This is a genomic window from Legionella tucsonensis (assembly GCF_001468035.1).
In the GTDB taxonomy this organism is placed as follows: Bacteria; Pseudomonadota; Gammaproteobacteria; order Legionellales; family Legionellaceae; genus Legionella; species Legionella tucsonensis.
Genome location: NZ_LNZA01000001.1, coordinates 691,305 through 714,651 on the forward strand (window position 1 = coordinate 691,305; position 23,347 = coordinate 714,651).

The following is a 23,347-nucleotide window of genomic DNA, read 5'->3' on the forward strand; positions in this document are numbered from 1 at the left end:
GTTTAAATTATCCCGGGTTTGGATACGCTTCACACAGGGTTACTATTTTTAATGATTTTGAGGAGGTACTTGAACATCCGGAATTTTTGCTTCATCAAACTGAGGTTCAGATTTTTTTGAGCGATGGTCTTCTGCAATGTAAGTATACAAAGTAGGAACTACAAATAGAGTGAATCCCGTTCCGATTAACAAGCCAGTTGCAATGACCAGTCCAATATCAAAACGACTCACAGCACCTGCTCCACTGGCAATCAAGAGAGGTAATACTCCAAATACCATCGCGGCAGTTGTCATGAGAATGGGTCTTAATCTGATTCCAGCAGCCTCTTCTACTGCTGCTCGTTTATCCAGATTTTTTTCACGTTGTAAATGGTTGGCAAAATCAACGATTAAAATACCATGTTTAGAAATTAATCCAATTAGGGTAATCAAACCGACCTGGGTGTAAATATTGATACTTGCCAAGCCCAAATTCAAAGGAATTAAAGCGCCACAGATGGACATAGGCACGCTGATTAAAACGATTAAAGGATCGCGAAAACTTTCATATTGAGCTGAAAGTACCAAAAAGATAATGATGATTGCAAAAACGAACGCAAAGAGCAGGGCGCTTCCTTCTTGGATAAACTGTCTTGACTCACCACCATAATCAGCGGAAAAACCTTTAGGCAAAGTATCATTGGCGGCATTTTGTAAGAACGCTAGACCTTCGCCTAGTGTTTTTCCAGGCATCATGACTGCTTGAATGGTCGCTGAATTCATTTGTTGGAAATGTGACGCTGCGTTAGGTGCCGTTTTTTCCTTGGCAGTGACTACTGTTGAGAGGGGAACCATGGTGCCGTTCATGGTTTTTACATATATTTGTCCTAATTGCTCTGGAGTCATACGAAATGATCGGCTTAATTGGGGTATTACCTGATAACTGCGTCCTTCTAAGTTAAAATAATTCACATAACCGCCTGATAAAGCGCTGGTTAAACTGCTTCCAACTGCTTGCATATCTAACCCCATTTCTGAAGCTTTGGAGCGATTAATATCCAATACAATTTGTGGCTTATTGAATTTGAGTGAATTATCGACATAAATAAATAAACCACTTTTTTGGGCTTTTTCGGTCAGCTTATTGGAAACATCGAGTAAGCTTTGAAAGTCATTCGTTGTTTTGATGACGAATTGAACTGGCGTACCGCCCCCGCCGCCAGGAAGAGGAGGAGGAACAATTGCAAAAGCATTTAAGCCTGCAACTTGTGATAACTTATCTTGCAAAGGTTGTTTTAAAGCAAACTGGCTTTTACTGCGTTGGTTCCATGGTTTCAATACCATTCCTGAGATGGTTTGGCTGCTGTTGTTTACGGTAAAATAATTTTCTGTTTCGGGGAAGCTTTTATAAATCGCATCAAATGGTTTGGTGAAGGCTTCAATATAATTAAGTGTCGCATATTGAGGGATCATCGCCATGACAAAAAAGAATCCTTGGTCCTCATCAGGAGCAGTTTCTGCTGAGGTATGAGTATAGAGATAAGGCAGCATAATGATAACAACTGCTGCAAAAAACAGCATAATTACTCGGGTGTTCAGTAAACTATGTAATGCATTTTGGTATTTTACTTTAAGTTTATTGAAAAAATTATCGAGAAAATGAACAAACTTGCCACTACTAATCTCTTTAGATAACACCCTTGAGCACATCATAGGAGAGAGGGTTAACGCGATGATCCCTGAAATGATTACTGCACAAGCCAAAGTAAAAGCAAATTCTTTAAATAAGGCCCCAGTCAGTCCTCCCATAAACCCAATTGGTGCATACACTGCTGCAAGTGTAATCGTCATTGCAATAACAGGGGTGGCTATTTCTCGAGCCCCAATCAGTGCAGCATCAAAAGGAGTTTTTCCTTCCTCTATATGGCGATGAACGTTTTCTACAACCACAATAGCGTCATCAACTACCAAACCAATAGCCAAAACAAAAGCAAGTAAGGTAAGTAAATTGACGCTGTATCCTAGTATAAGCATCAAAGTACATACCCCAATTAATGAAAGAGGAATAGTGACAATAGGAATGAATACTGAGCGAATCGATCCCAAGAATAAAAAAATGACTACGATAACAATTAGGCCTGCTTCAATAATGGTATGTGTCACTTCATCCAAAGATGCTCTAATAAACTCTGTTGCATCATAGACTATTGTCCCTGATAGAGACGGTGGAAACTCCTTGATGACTGAGGGAAGTATTTTTCTTACATCGCTGATTACAGTAAGCGGATTTGCTGTGGGTGTGGGAGTAATGGATATAAATACTGCTTTTTTTCCATTGAACGTGACGGAGGTATCATAGTCTTGTGAGCCTAATTCAACTCTACCAACATCGCGCAAACGAACGATAGATCCTTTGTCGCTTTTAACAATTAAATTACTAAATTGCGTGGTATCATTCAGATCTGTTTTCGCAGTGACACTGATCGCTACATATTCACCTTTAGTATTTCCGGCAGCAGTGAGGAAATTATTTTTAGCAAGTACGACAGAAACATCTGAAGGGGAAACACCCAGTGCGGCCATTTTAATTGGATCAAGGAAAATTCGCATGGAGTAAGTTGCTCCACCTAAAATCTCTGCTTTAGCTACCCCATCCACAGTTTGCAATTGCGGTTGTACGACACGAGTCGCGTAATCCGTGATTTGCTGAGGTGTCATTTCTGTACTGTCCAAACTGATGTACATTAATGCTGTGGAACTATCAGATGTTTTTAATATAACCGGTTGTTGGGATTCTTTAGGAAGTTGGTTCAGGGTTTGTTGCACTTTGCTCATTACATCAGTAAAGGCTACTTGCGGATCAAAATTTAATTTAATATTCAGGGTGATGGTGCTTAAACCCTGCGTACTTGAAGAGGTCATGTAATCAATCCCTTCTGCACTGGCTACCGCTTTTTCAAGAGGAGAAGTAATGAATCCCGCAATAAGATCGGCATCTGCTCCCGGGTAAGCTGTCATAATGGTAATTACTGTATTATCCATGCGAGGATATTGGCGAATTTGCATGTTATAGATGGAGTTAATACCAAAAAGAAAAATGAGCAAACTAATTACCATGGCAAGTACAGGCCGCTTGATAAAAAGATCGGTAAATTTCATAACTGTTCCTGATTAAAAAATTTTTGTAACAGGGCTATGCCCCTCTTAAAACGTAGCTTGGATTCAGCGAAGCAGAACTGCCATTAAGTTAAGAAACCAAGACTCTTCCATCTCGCGTCTGTCCGCGGGATTCAGTGATGTTCACATGATTTCTAGATTCCGCGGACAAGCCGCGGAACGTAGGTAAGGTCAAGGTAAACTTAATGGCAGTTCTGCTTTACTGCATTTGGGCTACATTACTACGTCATCATTCAACTGATTTTATTGTTCCAACATATCCGGATTACTGATTTCATTTAATTTGACATCATTATTGATTACAACAGGCGTACCGTTTTGTAATTTTATTTCTCCGGCGCTTACAACTAATTGCCCTGCCTCAACTCCTTTCTTGATTACGGTATAATTTCCGCGTTGCTCACCCGTGGTGACAAAAACGCGCTTGACTGTAAGCAGATCGGAACCATCAGGATTTTTCTTTCCGTCGGCATTTTTTTCTATAATGTAAACCGCATTGCCGTATAAACTGTAAGACACAGCTGTTGAAGGGACAATGACTGTCTTAGGCTCAGGGGGTTGGCTTATTTCAATCGATGCAAACATGCCTGGTACAAAGGTAAAATTATGAATTTTATTTTTACTGTTTAAATCGGTACTGCAAGTGACAATTTGTTTATTTCCCATAGGTTCTTTTCGGGTTTTTATTAATGGAGATTTGTTTGGATCTTTAATTGCCGCTGTAGGGCAATTAGCAAGGGTACCCTGAACCAACATATTGTGTGTATTGACATCTACTTTAGCGTTAATTGCGGTGACCTTGGCCTCAAAAAGAGCATTAGGGAATGCTTCTACGGAAAATGTAATGGTTTGATTCGGTCGAATACGTTTATAGAGTTGTTCTGGGAGATAAAATTCTAAATACAAAGGATCAAGTGATTGCAAGGTAACAATTGTTGTTTGCCCAGGGCTGATAAATTGCCCCAGGTTAACTTGTCGTATACCTAATTTCCCAGCAAATGGGGCAGTGATATGCTTTTGATTGATTTGTGCTTGAGTTTGATCCAATTTTGCCTGGGCTTGATCCAGATTTGCTTTGGCTTCATCGACCATTGAAATTGGTGAAGCGCCTCGTTTAAATAAATCATTTTGACGTTTATAACTTAAGATTTTCAAAGTTAATTCTGCTTGATTAAATTTTAATATCGCTTGATCAACGCTATCATCAATTGTAATTAAAGGTGCATCTTTATCAACGTACTGTCCAGATTCAAAATCAATTTTCACTACGTTTCCTGAAGCTTGAGAGCCGACATCAACTCCATTAAATGCAACAAAATTACCCACCGCATTAATAGTCGGTTGCCAGTCTACTGCTTTGGCGACAGCTGAAGCGACAGAGACAGCAGGCGGTTGATAGTTTGCAAAGAAACGCTTAATCAACACTCCCTTGATCAGATTAAAAGCAATGATTCCACCAAAAACAATCAATAGGGCTATTCCCATGATGATCATTCGCTTTTTCATTAATACTCCCGTGAAATACTTAAGCCTAGAAAAGTTAAAAACGATAAGTTTTTAAAATCTGCCAAATATAACATGAAAGATGAATTTATTATCCTTATTGTGCTTATAAGTTTCAATTTTATTTATTTCATGGTTATAAAAATATCCTATTGACTAAATACAACACTTTGCTACTATGCAGCTTTCATCACACAAAGGAGAAACCATGAAGTTGAAGTCCTTGTTATTTGCTCTTTGTTTTTGTTTGATTGGCCAAGCTTTTGCAGCAAATGCGCATTTGCACCCAAAAGCTACCGAGGCTGATAAAAATCATAAATCTGCTGGTAAATCAATGATGTACCCAGGTTATTGTGAAATTGAAATCATCAATAACAGTATCGACAATGTCCGTGTATACGGTTCCTTTGATGATGGTGCTCCTTTAGATCCTTTTACAATATTCTATTATGATGCACCTCATTATATCAGCTTGTATTACTATGGTTACTGCCATTCTGGTATGAATCTTTTAATCCAAGGTCCTTATGGCACTATTTACTCAGGCTGGACTAATGTTAATAGTACGGTACGTATCGTTAACTACCTGAATAAAGGTGTTAAAGGCGATAAGGTTGAGATTACAGCAAAAAAATAAGTAAGTTAGTAAAATAAGCGATAGCTTATTTGACGATAGGGAAGTTGCATTCAAACGCACCTTCCCTTTTTTATTTGTGTTTTAGGAGTTGTTCATGAAGCGTTTAATCTCTTGTCTTCTATTATTACCTTTTTTGACTGCATGTGAAATGACTGAACCGGAATATTATGATGCCGGTTATTATCACTCAGTTCCTCCCCGTTCTGAAATTTATGGATTCGATGAGCGTCCGCATGACTATCGTCATCCTGCCACTCATCATCGAGGTCACAAAAAAGCAAAAGAGACTTCTAATCAAGCTAAAAAACATGGTCATCATGCAAATGATCAGAAACAAGTTATTGTAAATAATGCCAAGCCCAATAATGTCCATGGACATGATAAAAAAAATAACCAGGTTAAGCATCCTTCAGAGTATGGAACCAAAGTCATAGTTAATGACTAATTGAGATGAACTTACTGGGTCTAATATTCCCCGGTTATGCTTTTTTGCAGCAGGGGATGAGTTTTTAAGCAAAATAACAACATTATTTTCGATTTGTATTCACAATTCGTAACCAAGTAAATTTTGTGGTAGTCTTATGACGTTTTTTCTTTAGGGAGTTTTTGGATGCGTAACTCACTTAAAATGCTGTTTGTGGGACTTTTATCTATAATTATCATAGCATGTGTTGCATCTCCAGGCAGTGAAAGCACCGGAGAGTTTTTGGATAGTTCGACTACCACTGCTAAGGTAAAAGCAATATTAGTGAATCAACTAGGGCGTACAGGTTTAGCAATACAAGTTAAGACCTTTAAAGATGAAGTACAACTCAGTGGTTTTGTTGCTTCCCCAAGATTGAAACAAAGAGCAGGGAGTATTGCTGCGAGAGTGGATGGTGTTAGCAAGGTACGTAATGACATCATCGTTAAACCCTAACCATTTTCCTAAGGATTACTCATGTTTGACCAAAGCTATACCATAGAAAATTTTGATGACGAATTACATCAAGCTATTGTTGATGAACAACGCCGGCAAGAAGAGTATGTAGAACTTATTGCATCGGAAAATTATGTAAGCCCACGCGTTTTGCAGGCCCAAGGTTCTGTATTAACGAATAAATACGCTGAAGGATATCCTGGTAAGCGTTATTATGGCGGATGTGAATATGTTGATGTTGCCGAAGAGTTAGCTATTGCGCGTGCAAAAAAGCTTTTTGGTGCAGATTACGTTAATGTTCAACCTCATTCGGGTTCACAAGCCAATGCCGCTGTAATGATGGCTTTATTAGCTCCTGGAGATGTTATTTTAGGTATGGCATTACCTCATGGCGGCCATTTAACACATGGCTCCAAAGTTAATTTTTCAGGTAAGCTTTATGAAGCGATACCTTATGGCGTTGATGCACAAACTGGTTTAATTGATTATGATATTTTAGAGCGCTTGGCTCTGGAGCATAAACCCAAATTAATTATCGCAGGATTTTCTGCTTATTCACGTACACTTGATTGGCCTAGATTTAGAGCAATAGCAGATAAAGTAGGTGCTTATCTGATGGCCGATGTTGCTCATGTTGCCGGGTTGATTGCCGTAGGTCTTTATCCTTCTCCAGTCCCTTATGCTGATGTAGTAACAACTACGACCCATAAGACACTTAGAGGACCAAGAGGCGGGATGATTTTATGTCGCTCTAATGAAGAAATAGAGAAAAAATTAAATTCTTCTGTTTTTCCTGGTAACCAAGGTGGTCCATTAATGCATGTAATTGCCGCCAAAGCTGTTTCTTTTGCTGAGGCCCTATTGCCTGAATTTAAAACCTATCAGCAACAAGTATTATTGAATGCCAGAACCATGGCTTCAGTACTTATGAGCCGTGGATACAAAGTTGTCTCTGGAGGTACAGACAATCATTTATTATTAGTTGATTTAATTGATAAGAACATCACAGGTAAAGATGCGGATTCGGCTTTAGATAAAGCAAATATCACCGTGAACAAGAATACAGTTCCTAATGACCCTCGTTCTCCTTTTGTAACCAGTGGTTTACGTTTAGGAACCCCAGCGGTAACCACAAGAGGATTTAAAGAAAAGGAAATAACGCTTTTATCCAATTGGATAGCAGATATTCTTGATGATATTAACAATGAAACGACTACGGCAAAAGTTAAAGAGCAAGTATTGCTTTTATGTCGTGAGTTTCCGGTTTATAGATAATTATGTTTTGTCCTTTTTGCCATGCAGAAGAAACGAAAGTAGTGGACTCGCGCTTGGTCGCTGAAGGCGCCCAGGTACGTAGAAGGCGAGAATGTCTTGTATGCCATGAACGTTTTACTACTTTTGAGACAGCTGAATTAATCATGCCATTAATCGTTAAACGTGATGGCAGACGCGAGCCATTTAACATCGATAATCTACGCTCAGGTATGTTACGTGCTTTGGAAAAAAGACCAGTGAGTGTCGATGCATTAGAAGCATCGATTATTTCGATTACACAAGAAATTCGCCGTAGAGGTGAGAGAGAAATTGATTCCCAGATTATTGGTGAGCTGGTCATGAAAGAATTATATAGTTTGGATCATGTTGCCTATGTACGGTTTGCATCCGTATATAAACGCTTTAAAGACGTAAGTGATTTCAGACAGACAATTGATCAGATGAATAAGGAATAGGTCCGTAGTGATTTTTTTCCCTTCTCTTAAAGTTAAGAGAGAAGGACTTTATAGATGTTTAAGAAGAGTTCATGAGGTTAAGGTGGAAAAGCAGTCAATAAGCGGTAAAAGAAAAGCCCGAAAACTAGCACTTCAGGCTCTTTATCAATGGTTAATGTCTGGAAGTGAGTTGCATGAAATTGAAGCACAATTTCGTGTCATTAATAATATGGATAAGGTGGATGTAGATTACTTTTGCCGTATTTTACACGGCGTGCCTGCCCACGTTGAGACTTTGGAAGCAAGTATTACTCCTTTTCTTGACAGAGAGATCACCGGACTTAATCCAATTGAACTGACTGTATTACGTATCGGTTCTTTTGAATTATTCTATTGTCCTGAAATTCCTTATAAAGTTGTTCTTGATGAATCAATATCATTGACCAAAGAATTTGGTTCCCAGGATGGATACCGTTATGTTAATGGTGTATTAAATAGTTTGGCACAACAGGTGCGTTCAATTGAAATCAGTCATAGCTATGAATGAATTCTCACTTATTGAACACTTTTTTAAACCACTTGATTGCAAACGAGATGAGGTATTATTAGGCATTGGTGATGATGCTGCATGTGTATGTGTTTCTCAAGGAATGAACTTACTGGTGAGCACGGATACTTTGGTTTCAGGTGTACATTTTCTTCCACAATGGAATGCTTATGATATTGCTTGCAAGTCGGTTATGGTCAATGTAAGTGATATGGCTGCTATGGCAGCGGATCCTTGTTGGGTTATTCTTTCTTTAACCTTGCCTGAACTTAATCAACAGTGGCTTACTTTATTTACGCAAGGACTAAAAGATTCCCTGAGTCAATTTAATATGACTTTAATAGGCGGTGATACAACACAAGGCCCCTTATCAATAACGCTAACTGTTTTTGGTACTACACCAAAAGATAAAGCGATACCACGTAGTGGAGCTAAACCTGGAGATATAATTGTGGTTTCCGGCGAATTGGGTGCAGCAGCCTTAGCAATTAAATTTCTTGAAAATCAGCAGATACCTCAAGAAGATAGATCTGAATTAATGAATAAATTACTGCACCCCAAACCCCGAATTGATTTGGTTGATTTTTTACGACGTTATGCAACTGCAGCTATAGATATTTCAGATGGACTTAGTGCAGACTTAAATCATATCTGTGTTGCGAGCAATGTTGGTGCGTGCCTCAATAAAGAGGCCATTCCAGTACATACCATGCTCTATAAATATTGGTCTGATAATGCAGTTGATCTGGCTTTGACTGGTGGTGATGATTATGAGTTATGTTTTACAGTGCCGGAACATCGATTGGCTTCACTGATGAATGATTGTAAGAAAGCCCACTTATACTGTTATCCTATTGGAGTAATTGAAGCGACTCCCGGTTTAAGAATGAAAGATGCGAACAATCATTGTCATGTGTTAAAACCAGCAGGCTATTCACATTTTTAGTTGGGCCTGGAGACAATAGCTGTCTCTTGATCACATCTCTGCCCACGTTTCGCGACGTGTCCGCGGCGTCCAGTATTTTAGGGCAGATCTTCTGGATCTGAATAAGTCGCGGTGTGGGAAGTTCGAAATAGATCTGGGCTGGTTTTTCAGCGATGTGTAGAAGTTTCAGAAGACGAGAACCAGGGTAGCGTCTATTGCATATTAGAGCATTTGGATACAACCTTTAAAACGAGCTAAGTATAGAGAAAAAAAAATGAAACAAATAAATTTAGCAAAAAATGTGTTCCAAGATCCTATTTACTTCATTGCTTTTGGGTTTGGTAGCGGTTTAATGTCTACTGCTCCAGGCACCTGGGGGACATTAGCTGCAATACCTCTCTATTTGCTGCTTATGGGAACCAATTGGGCAGTTTATCTTTTTTTTACGCTGCTCGCATTTATTTTGGGGGTTTGGGTTTGTGAGAAAGTTTCTCAAGATTTGGGCGTACATGATTATAAAGGAATTGTTTGGGATGAGGTTGTAGGTTATTTATTAACTATGTTTTTGGCACCGAAAGGAGCGATCTGGATGCTCTGGGGATTTATTTTGTTTCGAATTTTTGATATTTGGAAACCCCAACCCATAGATTATATTGATCAAAAAGTACGCGGCGGGTTTGGGATTATGTTGGATGACGTATTAGCTGCTGTGCCTTCTTGGTTAATAATGCAATTTTTAGCATGGAGTTTTACGTAAATGAATGAGAACCATAAAGAGCTCATTAGTATGGGTTTGACTGTTGGAATTGTAGTTCTTAGTTTATTTATTATTCATCGTTTTATTCCATCATTGATCTGGGCTTCCATAATTGCTATTGCTACTTACCCCTTATATAAAAAATGGCATTATCTTTTTAGGAATAAAAATAATTTATCTGCTTTACTCTTTACAACATTAATTGGTTTATTGTTTCTGCTTCCATTAAGCTGGTTATTGGGTTTGCTGATTAAGGAGTTACAGATATTTATTAATTTCTTGCAAGATCTAAATCAACAAGGTGGAGCGGCCCCCAAATTCTTAAAAGACTTTCCATTTATGGGGAGTGATTTGATTACATATTGGGATGATCATATTGGTAAGCCTGGTATGATCAAAAGCTTACTGTCTAATGTTCACTTATCGTTAACGCCTACGAGTTATTATGTAAAACAAATAGGCTCCAATTTAGCGCATCGAAGTGTTCAATTAGGCTTTACCCTATTGAGCTTGTTTTTCTTATATCGTGATGGCGATCGATTAATATTGCAGATTTATCAAGTAGGGGAATCTTGTTTGGGGAAAAGGTGGTTCCGTTATGCAGACAGACTCCCCAGAGCATTGAGAGCCACAGTAAATGGAACAATTGTGGTTGGGTTAGGTGTGGGTGTCTTAATGGGAGTTTGTTATGGCATGGTTGATTTTCCAGCGCCTACTCTTGTTGGATTTATCACTGCACTTGCAGCAATGATTCCATTCGTTGTGCCTATAGTTTTTATTACGGTAGCGATTATTCTGGTTTCATTTGGTAGTATGATCGGCGCAATTATTGTTCTGGTTTGGGGAACTTTAGTGATGTTTGTGGCAGATCATTTTGTCAAACCTGTGTTAATTGGTGGCGCAATAGAGTTGCCTTTTTTAGCTGTGCTATTTGGAATTCTTGGAGGAGTAGAAACTTTAGGTCTGCTTGGTTTGTTTGTAGGGCCTTTAATTATGGTTTTATTTGTGACTTTGTGGCAAGAACCGCAAATATTAGTTTCCGCACAAATCCATCAACCTGCAGACAAAAAATAAGGGCTGGATAAAATAATCCAACCCAGATTTTCTTTAGGTGTTATGACTCAATTACTTATAATCACAGGTATTAAAACGATAAATAACCCCCGCACTGCCCATTTGCGCTTGTAATGTTCTCCCAAAATTACCAGAACTTGCTGTTGCTAAATAACGATAAGCAGCATTTAATGCCCAGTTTTCTGCAAAATTAAAAGTGAGCCCGGCAGTTCCTTGATAGGCAAAAGCACTTTGCTTTTCGTTAAAAAGGGTTACGCCAAAGGGACCTGTACTGTTTAAAGAAGTTTGAATATAAGCATATCCAATACCTACCCCTAGGAAGGGGGAAATTGTGGGTAGGATAACGTCAGGAAAATCATAATAAAAGTTAGCCATACCTATATTGGCATTGGTGTTACCTGATACCCCGATTTGATCGATGAAATTAACTTGAAAGTTTTGGGTATTGGCACGTAAGTAGGTGTATTCCAATTCATAGCGAATAGGGTTGCTTTGATAGCCTAAACGCAATCCAGCATTAAAACCGCTTTCGTAATCAACGTTATCAAACTGAAATCCCAAAATGTTTTTAGATACATTTCCATTTAAATGAGTATATCCACCAAATGCGCCGGAATACCATCCATTGACTGGAGTTGCTGCTGCAGCGATACTGCTTGCTAATAATGTAACTGAAAAAAATGCAAATTTCATAACATCCCTTTGTTATTATTTTTATCGAATCATGTTAACGTGTTGCTTCAAATTTGCAAGTACCAGAAGCTCATATTTTAGAAAAGAGAAGCGCATATGTCATTATTAATCATCAAAAGATGTTGTTGCTTCATAGGATAAGATGCTTTTTAGCCCTGGGCACTCATTGGCATCAATAGAAACGATGGGGGCTGGTATGGACTCAAAAACTCAATTGATACATTTTTATGGCAGAATTTAAAACACAGTCTATACTTCCAATGGGTATCTGTTGCATAAAATACTTTATGTAGGATGCTGCGGTAAGTATGGTCAATCGAGATAATGCGGCTGTGGCAAGTTCTTTGTTAATGCATAAGTTTTAAAAACCTAAAATAAGTCCAATTTTTTGTCTTTGAAAAGTAAGTCTAGACCTTCAGTTAATGGAATAATGTTTGGGGAAAGATAATTATTATAACCTCGCATGATGTAGAAAAATTAACATGATTATACGCATGCGATCAATTTAACATAATAATTTTCTACTTGTATGAAATTAATATTAATGTAAAGATAAATTTTGCATCATGAAAGGGAGTTTTAAAAAATGCCAAAAAAAAAACCATTAAAAATATCTAAAGAATTTGTTGAGCAGGTAGTGGCTATAATTGCAAACGAGTCAGAGGAAGGACGCAAAAGAATAGTCGCTATTGCTCGAAGAGCAGAAAAAAAATATGAGCAACCCGTAAAATCATGGATAACAGGTTGGGTTTACCAATACACCAGAACTCGTGGTGAAAAAATAGGACAATCAATTAATGTGATGGAAGGTTTTCCTGATGCTTATACTCGTTTGCAAGAATTAAAGCTCATGATTAGTGATGGTGCGTGGAATGTAAAAAGCTCCTATAATTATTACCTCTTCCTTGAATTAATCGATGCAGTCCCTGATTACCAGCCTTTGGAAGATCATCTTATGCCTAACTTTATCATGGATCTTAAAGATGAAGTATTGATAGAGATTAATAACTTTATGTCTCAATATAAGGCTACATTAGAAGATAAAAAAGTACGAGAAATTGAGCGTCAAGCAACTCGCCAAAGCGCACGCCAATTAACTGAAAATGTGATGGTTTTTAATAATCTGACTGCCGCGAAACAATGTCAATCCACTCAATTAGATAAAATTGTTTTTTCTGTAAATTATAAAAATGATCAATGGCATATTTCTTGGATCGATGCAACGGGTGAGGTTTATCCCCTTACTCCGGGCGACGAGTTAGCACATAGGTTGGCGTCATTAGAAGACCAAGATGTGGAAAAATTAAATACAGTGCATTTAAGACAGATTAAACGAGAGTGTCTCAAAGCAAGAGAACAATATCTCGCTAAAGTTCAATTGGTTATCAATCCAGAAAACTCTAAAACTCATAGTGCTTTGACTAATGATGACCTTATAGCTCATGGTATGACATCAACTTTTGTTTTACGACATACAGAGAGTGAATCAAGTCTTTGCTGGATAAATAGCATCGGCGTTCCGCATAACATTACTTTAATGGATCATGCAAAACTGAATTCCTGGCTGACTGATCATAAAACTCCCATTCTTGAAGGAGATGTTTTGCAATTAAAAGCTTATTTACTGCAATTAAATACTGCTCAATCAATTACTTCATCGAAACTGCATGAAATGAATAACAAGTTATCGCATGTGTTTCAAGCAAATAGCATGTTATCTCAATCGTTAGAAAAGAGAAGTGATACTGGACAGTTGGTAGTTGATAAAACTAAAGAGTCTACAGGCAGAATAGACCTAAAACAATTTGCCTTGATAAAAAAACATATGAAGGCTCGTTTAGAGAAAATAGCCACTGATAAACCTACTCCATCTAAAGTAGAAGTCGTTGAAGAACCCAAAAAAGAAGTCCCTAAAAAGTTAGATAAAAGTAGGCATGTGGCGCTTTCACAATTACCTACTTTTTGGCAACAACGCAAAGACGCTCAGGAAGAAGCAGAATTACGTGAAACTAAATCTTTAGGTAATTGTTAATATCTTAGCCCACGGTGACAAGTTACTTTTCTCCATATCCTGCAGATGATTCACAAGGGTATGGAAAAGATTACGTTCCTAAAAAACCATTGGTAATTGGGTAACGCCAGTCTTTCCCAAAAGCGGTTGGACTTATTTTAATTCCTGGTGCGGATTGGCGTCGTTTGTATTCATTGCGTCTAATTAATTGAATTACTTTAGTTACGGTTTCTGCGGCAAAGCCTTGCTGAATTATTTCTTCGGGAGTTAAGTTTTTTTCCATATAGGAAATAATGATTGCATCTAACGTTGTATAGTCAGGCAAACTGTCCTGATCGGTCTGATGGGGTCTTAGTTCAGCTGATGGAGCGCGGATTAGAACACGTTCTGGAATGACTTCAGAAAGACTATTACGGTAACGTGCAAGAGTATAAACTTGAGTTTTAAGTACGTCTTTTAATACAGCAAATCCCCCTGCCATGTCTCCATATAACGTAGCATAGCCTACGGCAGATTCACTTTTATTCGAAGTGGTAAGTACCATTTTTCCAGTTTTGTTAGATAATGCCATAAGCAACACGCCGCGAATTCGTGCTTGAATATTTTCTTCAGTTATATCAGGAGTTCGCACTGTAAATACAGGTTCAAGAGTGGTCATCAGGGCATTAAAAGCGGGTTCAATCGATAGTGTGGAATGTGTTATATTTAATTTTTCTATTTGCGTTAAAGCATCTTCGTTACTCATTTGCGCAGTATAACGTGAAGGCATAAGCACTGCATGAACTCGATCTGCTCCTAAAGCATCTACTGCTATAGCTAAAGTTAATGCGGAGTCAATTCCTCCCGAAAGCCCTATCAGAACCCCAGGAAAATGATTTTTATTTACATAATCTCGAGTACCGCAAATTAATGCTTCATAGATTAATGGCTCAAACTCAAGAAGGGGAGATAATACGCCTTCGACATGATTTGCTTGGAGCGTTACAGTACGTAAATCTTCTTTAAATGCAGGGGATCGCACACAAACCCTTCCTTGTGAATCAATTGCTAACGATTGGCCATCAAATAATAGTTCATCCTGGCCTCCAATTTGATTTACATAGATTATTGATATGCCGCGTTTTGCGTAAGATTTTAAGAGGTCTTCTCGTTTTTGATATTTACTGTAATCAAATGGAGATGCATTTAAAACGAGTAAGACAGAAACTCCTTTCTCAATTAAATCTTCTGCAGGTCCTGGATACCATAAATCTTCACAGATAATCACGCCTATTTTGTAATGATTTACATCCAAAATACATGGATTTTTTTCTCCAGGGGTAAAATAACGTGCTTCATCAAAAATTTGATAGTTTGGTAAATTTTGCTTGTGATATTCTGCAACTCTTTGTCCCTTATAGAAAATACTCACGCTATTATACAGCCGTTGTTCTGTTCTGCTTGGGTGTCCTACAAGAACATAACAATCTTTTGTTACGGCCTGAATCTGTTTTAAATGTTCGGTAACTGCTTGTTGAAATTCCTTGCGAAAGAGCAAATCTTCAGGAGGATAACCTGTTAAAGCCAATTCGGGAAAGAGTATTACATTGTGATCAGCTTGTTTGTTTTTAATAACTTCTATGATTTGATCCCTATTGGATGCCAAAGCACCTACTGTGGGATTGATTTGTGCCATAAGTACAGTAAGCTTGTTCTGCATGATATATACTCTAAAAGACCCCAAAGAGCGATAAACTAATATAAAGTACCTTTAATTTAAAGATAAAAATGTTAATTAATTTAAAAATTGACTAAAATAGATCCTTTGTCCAGTAAAAAACACGTTTATGTTAAATGAAGCACTCTCAAAAATGCCAGAGGTCTTTGAGGCCAAAATATTATTGCGGGGTCAAGAATATTTTGAAAATGGACATGTACTCAATATCCGTTTTAGTGACGGTCTATTAAAAGGTCGAGTTAAGGGAAGCTCAAGTCAAATTTATGATGTACATATGGATTTGAAGGTCTGGCCCAAAAAACTAGCGCATTGCACTTGTAATTATCAATATAATTGCAAACATGCCGCCGCATGTCTATTGGCCCTGCGTGATAGAGAAAAAGTAAGATCCCAATCTTTTGCGGGTAATAAGTTAGATAAAAGGCTTGATAGCTGGTTGAAAAATTTGCGTGCTCAAGAAGCTGCGATTGTGAAAGCGCCCGATGTGACACATCATTTAGTTTATCTCATAGAACTAAAACTTGATGGCCATGAGCACCGGGTCGCGATTAAGTTAGCTTTAGCTAAGCTATTAAAACGTGGTGGCTATGGAAAAATGCTCCCATTTAATAGTCTCTCTGTTTCCAAAAAGCAGCATTTTATTGGCGATGATAATGATTTGGTAGCACTCCTTCTGTTTAAATGTGGTGTTTCAGGTTGGTTTGATACATTAACCATTCGCAATAGTGAATTATTAGAACGAATTATCGCAACTGGAAGAGCTTTTTTTATACAAAACCAGGAGGAGCCAATTCATTTGGGGCAGACTATTCAAGGTACCTGTGAATGGATGTTATCTCATAACGGTAATCAAAATTTATTGTTAATGCATGAAGGAAGTGTACTTGAACCTTTGTTGTTGGACCAAAGTTGGTATTTTAATCGCTCCGAAGACAAAATGGGACGTTTAGTTACTCCATATCCAATAAAACAATTGAGTTATTTGTTGGACGCACCTCCAATTCCAATAGAACAGGCCGAATTACTAGCAAACAAAATGGCTAAAACATGTCCTGAATTTCCTGTGCCACTGGTTTTTGCAAAGCGAGAAGTTCGACAAGTAACGCCAGTACCTGTGCTTATTCTAGATGCCATTAATGGATTTGAGAATGAAACTTCCTTGCTTTACGATACTGAAGAAGAACTGCATGCTTTATTTACGGCGCGTATTCTTTTTGATTATGCAGGTTTAATGATAGCAGGTTCTGAAAAATGTAACACCGTTGTGTGTCAGCAGGAAGAACTTTTAATTGAATACAGACGGCATAGGGATTTTGAGCAATCAAAATGGGATGAAGTGCAGGAAATACTTGAGTTAAGAACGGCTAGAGCCTGGGAAAATGAGCATTGGGGAAATGTTGAACAGCCTGATTTTATTTTGCAGAATATTAATGTCTTGGCTGATTTGGAGTTTGTTTACAGTCAATTGGTGCCCGAGTTAAAAAGTCGCGGCTGGCGAGTCGAATGCATTAGCCCATTGTATCAGGAAGTGATTCGTGCTGATGATGTAGAGTGGTATTCAGACCTATATGAAAATACAACAGATTTTTTTTCATATCAATTGGGAATCTTAGTTGAGGGTAAACCAGTCAGTATTGTACCCTTGGTTGCAGATTTAATTCATCGTTACAGCGGTAATGATTTGGATAATCTTCCTGATACACAATTAGTCAAGCTGCCTTTGCATGATGGACGTGCGTTGCAGCTAGAAATGGGACGAATTAAACCCTTGGTTCGTCTGTTACTTCAATTTGGCTTGCGCCATATAGATGAAAATCAACACGTACAAATTAACAAATATCAACTTATTTTAATGCGTGAAGCTGAATTAGCTATTGCGGCAACCAAAGCACGTTGGCAAGGCGCTGAAATTTTAAGAGATCAAATAAGACAATTGTCTCAATTAACCCATATTCCTGAAATACAGCCACCCGCTGGTTTGCATGCTCAGCTGAGGGATTATCAACGCTATGGTTTAAATTGGTTGCAATTTTTGCGGACCAGCCATTTCAGTGGCATTCTTGCTGACGATATGGGGTTGGGTAAAACAGTACAAACATTAGCTCATTTGCAATATGAAAAAGAACAAGGTCGGATTAAAACAGCAACCTTAATTGTTGCGCCAACAAGTCTTGTAGGGAACTGGGAGGCCGAAGCAAAACGTTTTACTCCATCATTAAAGGTTTTAATTTATCATGGTTCCGAACGTCATCAGGATAATTTTGATGACTTTGATATCGTTGTTTCTACTTATGGGTTAATCCATCGAGATAAAGAGAAGTTTGTAACTTATTCTTTTTATTATCTGATTTTGGATGAAGCGCAATTTATTAAAAATACACGTACGAAAACGACGCAAATTATTCAGCAATTACGTGCTAGCCATCGTTTATGCCTGACAGGCACGCCTTTGGAAAATCATTTAGGTGAATTATGGTCTTTGTTTCATTTTCTGATGCCTGGTTTATTAGGTGATGCGAAGCAATTTAGGCTCTGGTTTCGGACTCCTATAGAGAAATATGCCGATTTGAATCGACGAGAGGTGCTGACAAAGAGAGTGCAGCCTTTTATATTGAGAAGAACAAAAAATCAGGTAGCTCGTGAATTACCTCCTAAAACAGAAATGACGCGCACCATAGAAATTATTGGCGCCCAGCGTGATCTATATGAAGCAATTCGTATGAGTATGGAGAAAAAAGTTCGTGATGCGATTGCAAAACAGGGACTGGGAAAAAGTCATATCCTTTTACTGGATGCACTACTGAAGTTACGACAGGTTTGTTGCGATCCTAGATTATTGTCTTTGCCTGAAGCAGCGATTGCACATGGTACTTCAGCAAAACTTGAGGCATTAATGGATCTGTTGGATAATTTGGTAGGTGAGGGAAGGAGGGTTTTGGTTTTCTCACAATTTACTTCCATGCTGCAATTGATCGAAGAAGAATTGCATACAAGAAGATATGATTACTTGAAGTTAACTGGCCAAACAGTGCATCGGCAAGCAATGGTAGAAAAATTTCAGGAAGGAAAAATTCCAATTTTTCTTATCAGCCTGAAAGCAGGAGGCACGGGACTTAATTTAACACGTGCTGACACGGTAATTCATTATGATCCCTGGTGGAATCCTGCAGTAGAGGATCAAGCTACCGATCGTACTCATCGAATAGGTCAGGAAAATCCTGTGTTTGTCTATAAGCTAATTACTTCGGGTACTGTAGAAGAAGCTATTTTAGGGATGCAAGAGAAAAAAAGACAATTAGTTGAAGGCGTATTATCTGCGGATCAGGCCAAAGCAATGGCTTTAAGTGAAGAAGATGTAGAACGTTTTTTTATGCCGTTATAGCCCTGACGCAGCCAGCTAAAGGTTGGTCTCAAAGTAGAGTACCTAGTCTGCATTCATTTATAAAAAATTACTTATTAAGGCTGGTATAGTATTCAATCATAGAATAAGCTATTAAGTGATTGTAAACATGGAGAAAATTATGAACTTATGGAAGTTGGCTTGTGGTTTTTTTGTTGCTGTGTTTTGTTTACCTGTAGCACTTGCTGCATCTCAAGCACCGGTAGGTAAGTGGGTCACAATTGATGATAAAACAGGAAAGAAAAGAGCAGTTGTTACCATTAGTGAGTCTGGAGGTACTTTAAGTGCAGTTATTAATAAGGTATTTCCACAACCTGGTGACACTGGAATTTGTCAGAATTGTCCTGGTTCGTTTAAAGGAAAGAAGGTTGAAGGATTGACTTTTTTGTGGGGATTGAAAAATGAAGGTAATAATGAATGGGGCGGCGGCTCCATCTTAGATCCTAAATCAGGGAAGATCTATCGTGCAAAAATTACCGTTGAAGGGAATAGGCTCTTAGTCAGAGGATATGTGGGTATTTCTTTATTAGGACGTACTCAAGTTTGGAAAAAGCAATAGCTTATCAACATAATTCATCCCGAACAGCTTTGTTCGGGATGACATCTCTGTAAAAGAGCATTACAATAGACCTCGTTCCAAATTTCTCATTACACCACGGCTATGTACGATCTGCAAAATTCCAAAAAAACGGTTGATCCATTAAAACGCCCTCCTCATTCAGTGGAAGCAGAGCAATCCATTATTGGTGGATTAATGTTGGACAATCAGGTTTGGGATAAAGTCAGTAATAAATTATGTGAAACAGATTTCTACCGCACCGAGCATCGAATTTTATTTCGAGCAATTTCTACTTTGGTAAAAAAAGATCAACCCTTTGATGTAGTGACTCTGCTTGATGCGTTAAAGTCTTATAACGAATTAGATGATGCAGGTGGAGAAGCCTATTTGTTCGAATTGGCTAATAATACTCCCAGTGTTGCTAACGTATCTGCTTATGCCGATATAGTTCGTGAAAAATCAGTACAAAGACAGCTCATTACTGTAGCTACCGAAATTGCTGATTCAGCATATAATCCTGGAGGCAGGCAAGTGCCTGAGCTTCTTGATATGGCAGAAACTAAAGTTTTTGCTATAGGTGAGCAAACAGGCGGTGATGGCGGGCCTGAAAATATAAAATCAATTTTGGTTCGTGCGGTAGAAAAAATTGATTCACTTTATCATAATGGTGATGCAATTACCGGGCTTGCTACAGGTTTGGCTGATTTGGATGAAATGACCTCAGGATTACAACCTTCAGATTTAATTATTGTTGCTGGTCGTCCTTCCATGGGTAAAACGACTTTAGTGATGAACATGGCAGAACATGCCGCGATTAAATCTGGGAAACCTGTACTTGCTTTTTCTATGGAAATGCCTGCAGATTCATTAGCAATGAGAATGATGTCTTCTTTAGGACGCATTGATCAGCATAAGATTAGAACAGGTAAACTGGATGATGATGATTGGCCGCGCGTGACTTCAGCCGTACATATGCTTTCGGAAGCCCCTTTATTTATAGATGATACTCCGGCTTTAAGTCCTGGTGAAATGCGTGCACGAGCCAGGCGGTTAGCCAAGGAGCAAGGTAACTTGGGGTTAATTGTGGTAGACTATTTGCAATTAATGAAAGTACCCGGATTTTCAGCAGATAACAGAACGGCAGAGATATCTGAGATTTCACGCAGTCTTAAATCGCTTGCTAAAGAGCTGCAGGTACCCGTTATTGCTTTATCCCAGTTGAACCGAAGTTTAGAACAACGCTCAGATAAACGACCTGTTATGTCTGATTTGCGTGAATCTGGTGCGATTGAGCAAGATGCCGATTTAATTTGTTTTATTTATCGAGATGAAGTCTATAATGAAGACAGTCCGGATAAAGGAACCGCAGAAATCATTGTGGCCAAACAAAGAAATGGTCCAATTGGTAAGGTTCGTGTAGCCTTTATTGGTAAATACACTCGTTTTGAAGATTTAGCATACAATGGTTATCAAGGGGTAGATTAAGGTGTCCAGACCTACCAAACTGGTGATAGAGCCAAACGCTTTGCATCATAACTTAATGCGAATAAGACATTTTGCTCCAGGCAAGAAAATAATTGCTATGGTGAAGGCTAATGCCTATGGTTGTGGTGTACATGTTGTCGCACCAATATTGGAAGGGCATGTAGATGCTTTTGGTGTAGCTTGTATTGAAGAAGCTCTGGTTCTTCGTAAAATAGGAATACGGACTCATTGTATTCTTTTTCAAGGTATATTTAGTCCTGATGAATTTAAGGTGGTAGCACAGCATCAATTTGGATGCGTTATTCATCAACCGCATCAGGTACAGTGGCTTTTAAATACCCCTCTAGATGCGCCGATTAAACTCTGGGTTAAAGTAAATACAGGTATGCACCGTTTGGGTTTTAAGACTCATGAATTGCAAGGGGTAATGGATGCATTGCAATCTTGTCCTTGGGTGGATAAAAAGATCGGTTTGATGACTCATTTAGCTTGTGCTGATGAGCCTGAACGAATAGAAAATTTTCAGCAAATTGCTTTATTTGAGAGTATTTCTGTCTCTGGGTTCAGTCAACGAAGTATTGCCAATTCAGCTGCCATTATTTCTTTTCCACGAACTCATATGGATGTTGTCAGACCGGGTATTATGCTTTATGGTGTATCACCTTTCGCTGATCAGACTGCAATTGATTTGGGTTTACTTCCTGTAATGCGTTTTGTTTCAGCAATTAGTGCAGTTCATCATAATCTTCCTTTGGCTCAAGTTGGGTATAGTGGTATTTGGAAAAGCGAAAAATCTTCTATTATTGGTATTGTTGCTGCGGGTTATGGTGATGGTTATCCACGACATATTGCGGCAAACACCCCGGTTTGGGTTCAAGGCAAAGTGGTTCCTATTGTAGGACGAGTATCAATGGATATGCTTGCTGTAGACTTAACAGATCATCCGGAAGTAAAACCTGGAGCACCTGTTGAACTTTGGGGTAAACATATTTTAGTTGAGCGAATTGCACATGCAGCAGGAACTACGGGTTATGAATTATTATGTCAGATTTCTGAGCGGGTGCGTCACGATTAAATGAATTGTTTTTGATTTTAATCCGTGCTCACTGCAGTTGGATGAAGTAAAGCGAAATCCAGGCTTGTGATAAATAAATAAACTTTCTTAATTCTAAGTTCCACATTTTAGATTTCCTTAACTATGGATAATAACTGAGCGTGATGTTAGAATTACAACCGATTTCTATAACCTTTTAAATGGGTGATATGTTATGAAAAAAATAGCTGTTGCATCATTGTCTTTATTATTGGTTGGCTGTGCGTCAATGAATCATGAAGACGTAGGTACTATCTCAGGTGGAGTTATTGGTGGATTGATTGGAAGCCAGTTTGGTGGCGGCCCAGCAGCTAAATTGGCTGCAACAGCAGGTGGCGCTATTGTAGGCGCTTACTTGGGTGGTCAAATTGGAAAGACAATGGATAAGGTGGATAGAATGGAAATGCAGCGTGCATTAGAAACTGCGCCGACAGGGAAAGCTGTGAATTGGTCAAATCCAGATACTGGATATAGTTATACAGTACAGCCTACGCGTACTTATTATCGTGAGCGCTTGCCTTGCCGCGAATATCTAACTTCGGCAATCATTGATGGCAAAAAACAAACATTACGCGGTAGTGCATGTCGCCAGCCAGATGGAACATGGCATGTTGTAAACTAATCACTTATATTTTGTGCAGCCTGGTGTAGCGAAGCGAAACCCGAGTTCCGTTTCGTTATACCAAGACACAACTATACTATTTTACTTCCTTATTCTTTTTTATTGGTTTCTCTTTTATTACTTTCTCTTTTATCACGCCCTCATCCTTTTTCTTGTCACAACAGACGCATTTACAACAACTAAATAAGTTGTATAACCAGGCAATCAAAAAACCTGTAATGAATGCATCAATGAAACCTATAATACCTCCCAAGAAACTTCCCATTAATGAAGGCTCATATCCAGGATATATAGTACCCATAGTAGCTACGAAAGCCTGCCCATAGGCATAATAGTGAGCAATTAATCCCATTATAAAAACAGTTATTCCCCAGAAAACCCCAAGGGCAAGACCAAGAGCCACTGGGCTTAATTTGCAACCTTTCATGCTCGTTTCTCCTTTTTATAGTATCCGTCCTATAAAACTTAGCCTGGGTGCAGCGAGCGAAACCCAGGAGTTTATTTACGAAACCTGGGTTTCGCTTCGCTGCACCCAGGCTA

Annotated in this window: 20 protein-coding genes; 15 read left to right on the top strand and 5 right to left on the bottom strand. The window is 38.5% G+C overall.

The window, feature by feature from the left end:
* Positions 1-48: 48 nt before the first annotated feature.
* Both Ltuc_RS02915 and Ltuc_RS02920 read right to left on the bottom strand, forming a co-directional pair.
* Positions 49-3,138, bottom strand: a complete 3,090-nt coding sequence (locus Ltuc_RS02915) for an efflux RND transporter permease subunit (RefSeq protein ID WP_058519846.1) — start codon at positions 3,136-3,138, stop codon at positions 49-51.
* Positions 3,139-3,399: 261 nt separating this feature from the next.
* A complete protein-coding gene (locus tag Ltuc_RS02920; RefSeq protein ID WP_058519847.1) occupies positions 3,400-4,662 on the bottom strand; it encodes an efflux RND transporter periplasmic adaptor subunit in 1,263 nt (420 codons plus the stop codon).
* A 205-nt stretch (positions 4,663-4,867) separates the two neighbouring features.
* On the opposite strand from Ltuc_RS02920, the gene Ltuc_RS02925 reads away from it, so the two are divergent.
* The 9 genes from Ltuc_RS02925 to Ltuc_RS02965 all read left to right on the top strand — a co-directional run bounded on the left by Ltuc_RS02925 (position 4,868) and on the right by Ltuc_RS02965 (position 11,227).
* The gene (locus tag Ltuc_RS02925) at positions 4,868-5,296 is read left to right on the top strand and encodes a hypothetical protein (protein WP_058519848.1); all 429 of its coding nucleotides are present in this window, start codon (positions 4,868-4,870) and stop codon (positions 5,294-5,296) included.
* A gap of 94 nt (positions 5,297-5,390) precedes the next feature.
* A complete protein-coding gene (locus Ltuc_RS02930; RefSeq protein WP_065236205.1) occupies positions 5,391-5,741 on the top strand; it encodes a hypothetical protein in 351 nt (116 codons plus the stop codon).
* A 165-nt stretch (positions 5,742-5,906) separates the two neighbouring features.
* Positions 5,907-6,215, top strand: coding sequence for a BON domain-containing protein (locus Ltuc_RS02935; protein ID WP_058519849.1), 309 nt, complete (start codon positions 5,907-5,909; stop codon positions 6,213-6,215).
* Between the two features lie 21 nt (positions 6,216-6,236).
* Complete coding sequence (gene glyA, locus Ltuc_RS02940; RefSeq protein WP_058519850.1) at positions 6,237-7,490, top strand: serine hydroxymethyltransferase; 1,254 nt, start codon at positions 6,237-6,239, stop codon at positions 7,488-7,490.
* A gap of 2 nt (positions 7,491-7,492) precedes the next feature.
* Entirely contained in the window at positions 7,493-7,945 is a 453-nt protein-coding gene (gene nrdR / locus Ltuc_RS02945; protein ID WP_058460352.1) for a transcriptional regulator NrdR, read from the top strand.
* Positions 7,946-8,027: 82 nt separating this feature from the next.
* On the top strand, positions 8,028-8,471 hold the full coding sequence (nusB, locus tag Ltuc_RS02950) for a transcription antitermination factor NusB (protein ID WP_058519851.1): 444 nt from the start codon (positions 8,028-8,030) through the stop codon (positions 8,469-8,471).
* Positions 8,464-9,417, top strand: coding sequence for a thiamine-phosphate kinase (gene thiL, locus Ltuc_RS02955; protein ID WP_058519852.1), 954 nt, complete (start codon positions 8,464-8,466; stop codon positions 9,415-9,417). The genes nusB and thiL overlap by 8 nt, the downstream gene beginning before the upstream one ends.
* Positions 9,418-9,670: 253 nt before the next feature.
* Positions 9,671-10,153 (top strand): phosphatidylglycerophosphatase A family protein, encoded by a 483-nt coding sequence (locus tag Ltuc_RS02960; protein ID WP_058519853.1) that lies wholly within the window; start codon positions 9,671-9,673, stop codon positions 10,151-10,153.
* On the top strand, positions 10,154-11,227 hold the full coding sequence (locus Ltuc_RS02965) for an AI-2E family transporter (protein WP_058519854.1): 1,074 nt from the start codon (positions 10,154-10,156) through the stop codon (positions 11,225-11,227). It abuts the gene before it with no gap.
* 51 nt (positions 11,228-11,278) lie between these two features.
* Here the strand turns inward: Ltuc_RS02965 and Ltuc_RS02970 are convergent, their stop codons facing one another.
* Positions 11,279-11,920, bottom strand: coding sequence for an outer membrane protein (locus tag Ltuc_RS02970; protein ID WP_058519855.1), 642 nt, complete (start codon positions 11,918-11,920; stop codon positions 11,279-11,281).
* Between the two features lie 586 nt (positions 11,921-12,506).
* Between Ltuc_RS02970 and Ltuc_RS02975 the strand changes: the two genes are divergently transcribed.
* Positions 12,507-13,952 carry a hypothetical protein gene (locus tag Ltuc_RS02975; RefSeq protein WP_058519856.1) on the top strand — a complete coding sequence of 482 codons (1,446 nt, stop codon included), beginning with the start codon at positions 12,507-12,509 and terminating at the stop codon, positions 13,950-13,952.
* 70 nt (positions 13,953-14,022) lie between these two features.
* Here the strand turns inward: Ltuc_RS02975 and Ltuc_RS02980 are convergent, their stop codons facing one another.
* Entirely contained in the window at positions 14,023-15,630 is a 1,608-nt protein-coding gene (locus Ltuc_RS02980; protein WP_058519857.1) for an NAD+ synthase, read from the bottom strand.
* Between the two features lie 127 nt (positions 15,631-15,757).
* Between Ltuc_RS02980 and Ltuc_RS02985 the strand changes: the two genes are divergently transcribed.
* The 5 genes from Ltuc_RS02985 (at position 15,758) to Ltuc_RS03005 (ending at position 22,807) form a co-directional block, all read left to right on the top strand.
* Entirely contained in the window at positions 15,758-19,030 is a 3,273-nt protein-coding gene (locus Ltuc_RS02985) for a DEAD/DEAH box helicase (RefSeq protein ID WP_058519858.1), read from the top strand.
* A 139-nt stretch (positions 19,031-19,169) separates the two neighbouring features.
* Entirely contained in the window at positions 19,170-19,607 is a 438-nt protein-coding gene (locus Ltuc_RS02990; RefSeq protein ID WP_058519859.1) for a DUF2147 domain-containing protein, read from the top strand.
* A gap of 102 nt (positions 19,608-19,709) precedes the next feature.
* Positions 19,710-21,092, top strand: coding sequence for a replicative DNA helicase (gene dnaB, locus Ltuc_RS02995; protein WP_058519860.1), 1,383 nt, complete (start codon positions 19,710-19,712; stop codon positions 21,090-21,092).
* A 1-nt stretch (position 21,093) separates the two neighbouring features.
* Positions 21,094-22,167, top strand: coding sequence for an alanine racemase (alr, locus tag Ltuc_RS03000; protein ID WP_058519861.1), 1,074 nt, complete (start codon positions 21,094-21,096; stop codon positions 22,165-22,167).
* Positions 22,168-22,360: 193 nt separating this feature from the next.
* Positions 22,361-22,807 (top strand): RT0821/Lpp0805 family surface protein, encoded by a 447-nt coding sequence (locus Ltuc_RS03005; protein ID WP_058519862.1) that lies wholly within the window; start codon positions 22,361-22,363, stop codon positions 22,805-22,807.
* A gap of 76 nt (positions 22,808-22,883) precedes the next feature.
* Here the strand turns inward: Ltuc_RS03005 and Ltuc_RS03010 are convergent, their stop codons facing one another.
* The gene (locus Ltuc_RS03010) at positions 22,884-23,234 is read right to left on the bottom strand and encodes a bacteriophage holin (protein ID WP_058519863.1); all 351 of its coding nucleotides are present in this window, start codon (positions 23,232-23,234) and stop codon (positions 22,884-22,886) included.
* Between the last annotated feature and the right edge of the window lie 113 nt (positions 23,235-23,347).